Raw genomic sequence first — 7,330 nt, forward strand, 5'->3', positions numbered from 1 at the left:
TTGTTCTTTGAAAACTAGATAACAATAAGTAATACATTCACATTGAATGCAATGCAAAGTTCATCACACATAGTGATTCTTTCTAAAGTAAGAAATGGTTAAGTTAGAAAGGGCGCACGGTGGATGCCTTGGCACTAGGAGCCGATGAAGGACGGGACGAACACCGATATGCTTCGGGGAGCTGTAAGCAAGCTTTGATCCGGAGATTTCCGAATGGGGAAACCCACTGCTCGTAATGGAGTAGTATCCATACTTGAATACATAGAGTATGAGAAGGCATACCCGGGGAACTGAAACATCTAAGTACCCGGAGGAAGAGAAAGCAAATGCGATTCCCTAAGTAGCGGCGAGCGAAACGGGAACAGCCCAAACCAAGAGGCTTGCCTCTTGGGGTTGTAGGACACTCTATACGGAGTTACAAAGGAATGATATAAGCGAAGAGGTCTGGAAAGGCCCGCCAGAGAAGGTAACAGCCCTGTAACTGAAATGTCATTCCCTCCAGAGTGGATCCTGAGTACGGCGGAACACGTGAAATTCCGTCGGAATCCGGGAGGACCATCTCCCAAGGCTAAATACTCCCTAGTGACCGATAGTGAACCAGTACCGTGAGGGAAAGGTGAAAAGCACCCCGGAAGGGGAGTGAAATAGATCCTGAAACCGTGTGCCTACAAGTAGTCAGAGCCCGTTAACGGGTGATGGCGTGCCTTTTGTAGAATGAACCGGCGAGTTACGATCCCGTGCAAGGTTAAGCAGAAGATGCGGAGCCGCAGCGAAAGCGAGTCTGAATAGGGCGCATGAGTACGTGGTCGTAGACCCGAAACCAGGTGATCTACCCATGTCCAGGGTGAAGTTCAGGTAACACTGAATGGAGGCCCGAACCCACGCACGTTGAAAAGTGCGGGGATGAGGTGTGGGTAGGGGTGAAATGCCAATCGAACCTGGAGATAGCTGGTTCTCTCCGAAATAGCTTTAGGGCTAGCCTCAAGGTAAGAGTCTCGGAGGTAGAGCACTGATTGGACTAGGGGCCCCTACCGGGTTACCGAATTCAGTCAAACTCCGAATGCCGATGACTTATCCTTGGGAGTCAGACTGCGAGTGATAAGATCCGTAGTCGAAAGGGAAACAGCCCAGACCGCCAGCTAAGGTCCCAAAGTATACGTTAAGTGGAAAAGGATGTGGAGTTGCTTAGACAACCAGGATGTTGGCTTAGAAGCAGCCACCATTTAAAGAGTGCGTAATAGCTCACTGGTCGAGTGACTCTGCGCCGAAAATGTACCGGGGCTAAACGTATCACCGAAGCTGCGGACTGTTCTTACGAACAGTGGTAGGAGAGCGTTCTAAGGGCTGTGAAGCCAGACCGGAAGGACTGGTGGAGCGCTTAGAAGTGAGAATGCCGGTATGAGTAGCGAAAGACGGGTGAGAATCCCGTCCACCGAATGCCTAAGGTTTCCTGAGGAAGGCTCGTCCGCTCAGGGTTAGTCGGGACCTAAGCCGAGGCCGAAAGGCGTAGGCGATGGACAACAGGTTGATATTCCTGTACCACCTCCTCACCATTTGAGCAATGGGGGGACGCAGGAGGATAGGGTAAGCGCGGTATTGGATATCCGCGTCCAAGCAGTTAGGCCGGGAAATAGGCAAATCCGTTTCCCGTAAAGGCTGAGCTGTGATGGCGAGCGAAATTTAGTAGCGAAGTTCCTGATTCCACACTGCCAAGAAAAGCCTCTAGCGAGGTGAGAGGTGCCCGTACCGCAAACCGACACAGGTAGGCGAGGAGAGAATCCTAAGGTGATCGAGAGAACTCTCGTTAAGGAACTCGGCAAAATGACCCCGTAACTTCGGGAGAAGGGGTGCTTCTTAGGGTGTTAAAGCCCCGAGAAGCCGCAGTGAATAGGCCCAGGCGACTGTTTAGCAAAAACACAGGTCTCTGCGAAGCCGTAAGGCGAAGTATAGGGGCTGACGCCTGCCCGGTGCTGGAAGGTTAAGAGGAGCGCTTAGCGTAAGCGAAGGTGCGAATTGAAGCCCCAGTAAACGGCGGCCGTAACTATAACGGTCCTAAGGTAGCGAAATTCCTTGTCGGGTAAGTTCCGACCCGCACGAAAGGCGCAACGATCTGGGCACTGTCTCAACGAGAGACTCGGTGAAATTATAGTACCTGTGAAGATGCAGGTTACCCGCGACAGGACGGAAAGACCCCGTGGAGCTTTACTGCAGCCTGATATTGAATGTTGGTACAGCTTGTACAGGATAGGTAGGAGCCTTGGAAACCGGAGCGCTAGCTTCGGTGGAGGCATCGGTGGGATACTACCCTGGCTGTATTGACCTTCTAACCCGCTGCCCTTATCGGGCAGGGAGACAGTGTCAGGTGGGCAGTTTGACTGGGGCGGTCGCCTCCTAAAATGTAACGGAGGCGCCCAAAGGTTCCCTCAGAATGGTTGGAAATCATTCGCAGAGTGTAAAGGCACAAGGGAGCTTGACTGCGAGACCTACAAGTCGAGCAGGGACGAAAGTCGGGCTTAGTGATCCGGTGGTTCCGCATGGAAGGGCCATCGCTCAACGGATAAAAGCTACCCCGGGGATAACAGGCTTATCTCCCCCAAGAGTCCACATCGACGGGGAGGTTTGGCACCTCGATGTCGGCTCATCGCATCCTGGGGCTGTAGTCGGTCCCAAGGGTTGGGCTGTTCGCCCATTAAAGCGGTACGCGAGCTGGGTTCAGAACGTCGTGAGACAGTTCGGTCCCTATCCGTCGCGGGCGCAGGAAATTTGAGAGGAGCTGTCCTTAGTACGAGAGGACCGGGATGGACGCACCGCTGGTGTACCAGTTGTTCTGCCAAGGGCATCGCTGGGTAGCTATGTGCGGACGGGATAAGTGCTGAAAGCATCTAAGCATGAAGCCCCCCTCAAGATGAGATTTCCCATTCCGCAAGGAAGTAAGATCCCTGAAAGATGATCAGGTTGATAGGTCTGAGGTGGAAGCGTGGTGACACGTGGAGCTGACAGATACTAATAGATCGAGGACTTAACCTATATTCTAATGTGAAGCATGAACGTTGTTATCTAGTTTTGAGAGAACATTCTCTCCATCAGGTTTGGTGGCGATAGCGAAGAGGTCACACCCGTTCCCATACCGAACACGGAAGTTAAGCTCTTCAGCGCCGATGGTAGTTGGGGGTTTCCCCCTGTGAGAGTAGGACGCCGCCAAGCTTTTCTAAGGATCAGTTCCAGACGGAACTGGTCTTTTTTGTGTTTTTGAGAGGTTTGCTTCTATATCAACATCAAAAACATAGAAAATGTCTAACAAGCCCTCGTTTTAGCAGCCGCGGTATAGAGACGTAATTGGCCACTCAGGCTCAAAGGGAACGGGCCCATCTATTGCTGAAGACTGAATTCGAGGGGACGCAGGATGAATCAATACACTTGTTTCTCTGAGTAAAACTTTAATAATGATGCCAAGGCTGTTCAGCATTTGAAGTAGCAAAAATAAGGCGAAGCGATCTTTTGAAAAACAGTGAAAATCATCACCATTTATATACGTTTTTAAACGAAAATGATTTCTTGAAAAAATAAAATAATAAAAGAAATTTATCTCTAGATGATTTGTGTGTGAGGATATACTGAATAAAATGAGCATATTAAAGCGTTGGAAATGATGTTTTTAACAGTGATAAAGCTTCATTAGAGTTCTTTTTAACAAAAAAACATAAAAAAATGAAAAAAAGACTTTTAAAATGACGAAGCAAGTGGTAAACTTCTTTAGGTGCCTTAACGAAAAGGTGAAAAAAACAGCTTTAAAATAAATTCAAAAATTATTTTAAAAAAGTCTTTACAAACAATATCTTATCGTTATATAATACTATTTGTCAGATCGAGAGTCATTCGAAAAGACACAATATGGAGGATTAGCTCAGCTGGGAGAGCATCTGCCTTACAAGCAGAGGGTCGGCGGTTCGAGCCCGTCATCCTCCACCATATTTATTCTTACATAATGTTAGGATAGATAAAGCCGGTGTAGCTCAACTGGTAGAGCAACTGACTTGTAATCAGTAGGTTGGGGGTTCAAGTCCTCTTGCCGGCACCACTTTCATATGGTAAGATAGACAAGTCGCTTTTAAAGCGAGCCATTAGCTCAGTTGGTAGAGCATCTGACTTTTAATCAGAGGGTCGAAGGTTCGAGTCCTTCATGGCTCACCATTTTCATGCGGGTGTGGCGGAATTGGCAGACGCGCTAGACTTAGGATCTAGTGTCTTTATGACGTGGGGGTTCAAGTCCCTTCACCCGCATAGCCAAACAAAATAAAGAAATCCTGTAATGCGGAAGTAGTTCAGTGGTAGAACACCACCTTGCCAAGGTGGGGGTCGCGGGTTCGAATCCCGTCTTCCGCTTATACCATCCACGCCGGGGTGGTGGAATTGGCAGACACACAGGACTTAAAATCCTGCGGTAGGTGACTACCGTGCCGGTTCAAGTCCGGCCCTCGGCATTATACAATAAGCGCCCGTAGCTCAATTGGATAGAGCGTTTGACTACGGATCAAAAGGTTAGGGGTTCGACTCCTCTCGGGCGCGCCATTAAGATCGGGAAGTAGCTCAGCTTGGTAGAGCACTTGGTTTGGGACCAAGGGGTCGCAGGTTCGAATCCTGTCTTCCCGACCATCTTTTATGGGGCCTTAGCTCAGCTGGGAGAGCGCCTGCCTTGCACGCAGGAGGTCAGCGGTTCGATCCCGCTAGGCTCCACCATTATGATCTTTGAAAACTAAACAAGACAAAACGCACCTGTTAATTCGAGTATTTATAAAAAAATCCTATGATACATCATAGGTAGTCAGTCAAACTGACGGAAAACGAAACTTCGGTTTTGTTCTTTTTCGGAGAGTTTGATCCTGGCTCAGGACGAACGCTGGCGGCGTGCCTAATACATGCAAGTCGAGCGGACAGAAGGGAGCTTGCTCCCGGATGTTAGCGGCGGACGGGTGAGTAACACGTGGGTAACCTGCCTGTAAGACTGGGATAACTCCGGGAAACCGGAGCTAATACCGGATAGTTCCTTGAACCGCATGGTTCAAGGATGAAAGACGGTTTCGGCTGTCACTTACAGATGGACCCGCGGCGCATTAGCTAGTTGGTGGGGTAATGGCTCACCAAGGCAACGATGCGTAGCCGACCTGAGAGGGTGATCGGCCACACTGGGACTGAGACACGGCCCAGACTCCTACGGGAGGCAGCAGTAGGGAATCTTCCGCAATGGACGAAAGTCTGACGGAGCAACGCCGCGTGAGTGATGAAGGTTTTCGGATCGTAAAGCTCTGTTGTTAGGGAAGAACAAGTGCGAGAGTAACTGCTCGCACCTTGACGGTACCTAACCAGAAAGCCACGGCTAACTACGTGCCAGCAGCCGCGGTAATACGTAGGTGGCAAGCGTTGTCCGGAATTATTGGGCGTAAAGGGCTCGCAGGCGGTTTCTTAAGTCTGATGTGAAAGCCCCCGGCTCAACCGGGGAGGGTCATTGGAAACTGGGAAACTTGAGTGCAGAAGAGGAGAGTGGAATTCCACGTGTAGCGGTGAAATGCGTAGAGATGTGGAGGAACACCAGTGGCGAAGGCGACTCTCTGGTCTGTAACTGACGCTGAGGAGCGAAAGCGTGGGGAGCGAACAGGATTAGATACCCTGGTAGTCCACGCCGTAAACGATGAGTGCTAAGTGTTAGGGGGTTTCCGCCCCTTAGTGCTGCAGCTAACGCATTAAGCACTCCGCCTGGGGAGTACGGTCGCAAGACTGAAACTCAAAGGAATTGACGGGGGCCCGCACAAGCGGTGGAGCATGTGGTTTAATTCGAAGCAACGCGAAGAACCTTACCAGGTCTTGACATCCTCTGACAACCCTAGAGATAGGGCTTTCCCTTCGGGGACAGAGTGACAGGTGGTGCATGGTTGTCGTCAGCTCGTGTCGTGAGATGTTGGGTTAAGTCCCGCAACGAGCGCAACCCTTGATCTTAGTTGCCAGCATTTAGTTGGGCACTCTAAGGTGACTGCCGGTGACAAACCGGAGGAAGGTGGGGATGACGTCAAATCATCATGCCCCTTATGACCTGGGCTACACACGTGCTACAATGGACAGAACAAAGGGCTGCGAGACCGCAAGGTTTAGCGAATCCCATAAATCTGTTCTCAGTTCGGATCGCAGTCTGCAACTCGACTGCGTGAAGCTGGAATCGCTAGTAATCGCGGATCAGCATGCCGCGGTGAATACGTTCCCGGGCCTTGTACACACCGCCCGTCACACCACGAGAGTTTGCAACACCCGAAGTCGGTGAGGTAACCTTTATGGAGCCAGCCGCCGAAGGTGGGGCAGATGATTGGGGTGAAGTCGTAACAAGGTAGCCGTATCGGAAGGTGCGGCTGGATCACCTCCTTTCTAAGGATATATGGAGCAGCGTGCGTTTTGGTCTTGTTTAGTTTTGAAGGATCATACCTTCAAAACATGTCTCTAGCGAGACAGGATTGTTCTTTGAAAACTAGATAACAATAAGTAATACATTCACATTGAATGCAATGCAAAGTTCATCACACATAGTGATTCTTTCTAAAGTAAGAAATGGTTAAGTTAGAAAGGGCGCACGGTGGATGCCTTGGCACTAGGAGCCGATGAAGGACGGGACGAACACCGATATGCTTCGGGGAGCTGTAAGCAAGCTTTGATCCGGAGATTTCCGAATGGGGAAACCCACTGCTCGTAATGGAGTAGTATCCATACTTGAATACATAGAGTATGAGAAGGCATACCCGGGGAACTGAAACATCTAAGTACCCGGAGGAAGAGAAAGCAAATGCGATTCCCTAAGTAGCGGCGAGCGAAACGGGAACAGCCCAAACCAAGAGGCTTGCCTCTTGGGGTTGTAGGACACTCTATACGGAGTTACAAAGGAATGATATAAGCGAAGAGGTCTGGAAAGGCCCGCCAGAGAAGGTAACAGCCCTGTAACTGAAATGTCATTCCCTCCAGAGTGGATCCTGAGTACGGCGGAACACGTGAAATTCCGTCGGAATCCGGGAGGACCATCTCCCAAGGCTAAATACTCCCTAGTGACCGATAGTGAACCAGTACCGTGAGGGAAAGGTGAAAAGCACCCCGGAAGGGGAGTGAAATAGATCCTGAAACCGTGTGCCTACAAGTAGTCAGAGCCCGTTAACGGGTGATGGCGTGCCTTTTGTAGAATGAACCGGCGAGTTACGATCCCGTGCAAGGTTAAGCAGAAGATGCGGAGCCGCAGCGAAAGCGAGTCTGAATAGGGCGCATGAGTACGTGGTCGTAGACCCGAAACCAGGTGATCTAC

General features: G+C 50.2%; 9 tRNA genes and 4 rRNA genes (1 of these 13 only partly in view). All 13 read left to right on the top strand.

Going from position 1 to position 7,330, the window contains the following annotated elements:
• Nucleotides 1–96 precede the first annotated feature (96 nt).
• Nucleotides 97–3,027: ribosomal RNA gene (locus tag NPA43_RS00500) — 23S ribosomal RNA — on the top strand.
• A 61-nt stretch (nt 3,028–3,088) separates the two neighbouring features.
• Nucleotides 3,089–3,204 (top strand): 5S ribosomal RNA (gene rrf / locus NPA43_RS00505).
• A 689-nt stretch (nt 3,205–3,893) separates the two neighbouring features.
• A tRNA-Val gene (locus NPA43_RS00510) sits at nt 3,894–3,969 on the top strand.
• A 33-nt stretch (nt 3,970–4,002) separates the two neighbouring features.
• Nucleotides 4,003–4,078 (top strand) — tRNA-Thr (locus NPA43_RS00515).
• A gap of 37 nt (nt 4,079–4,115) precedes the next feature.
• Nucleotides 4,116–4,191, top strand: a tRNA-Lys gene (locus NPA43_RS00520).
• 7 nt (nt 4,192–4,198) lie between these two features.
• Nucleotides 4,199–4,281 (top strand) — tRNA-Leu (locus NPA43_RS00525).
• 30 nt (nt 4,282–4,311) lie between these two features.
• A tRNA-Gly gene (locus NPA43_RS00530) sits at nt 4,312–4,383 on the top strand.
• A 12-nt stretch (nt 4,384–4,395) separates the two neighbouring features.
• Nucleotides 4,396–4,481, top strand: a tRNA-Leu gene (locus NPA43_RS00535).
• A gap of 11 nt (nt 4,482–4,492) precedes the next feature.
• Nucleotides 4,493–4,569: transfer RNA gene (locus NPA43_RS00540), tRNA-Arg, on the top strand.
• 7 nt (nt 4,570–4,576) lie between these two features.
• A tRNA-Pro gene (locus tag NPA43_RS00545) sits at nt 4,577–4,653 on the top strand.
• An 8-nt stretch (nt 4,654–4,661) separates the two neighbouring features.
• Nucleotides 4,662–4,737 (top strand) — tRNA-Ala (locus NPA43_RS00550).
• A gap of 125 nt (nt 4,738–4,862) precedes the next feature.
• Nucleotides 4,863–6,411: ribosomal RNA gene (locus NPA43_RS00555) — 16S ribosomal RNA — on the top strand.
• 182 nt (nt 6,412–6,593) lie between these two features.
• Nucleotides 6,594–7,330 (top strand): 23S ribosomal RNA (locus NPA43_RS00560) (it continues 2,194 nt past the right edge of the window).
• The 16S, 23S and 5S rRNA genes sit together here with 9 tRNA genes alongside, the layout of an rRNA operon.

This window comes from Bacillus pumilus (assembly GCF_024498355.1).
GTDB lineage: Bacteria > Bacillota > Bacilli > Bacillales > Bacillaceae > Bacillus > Bacillus pumilus_P.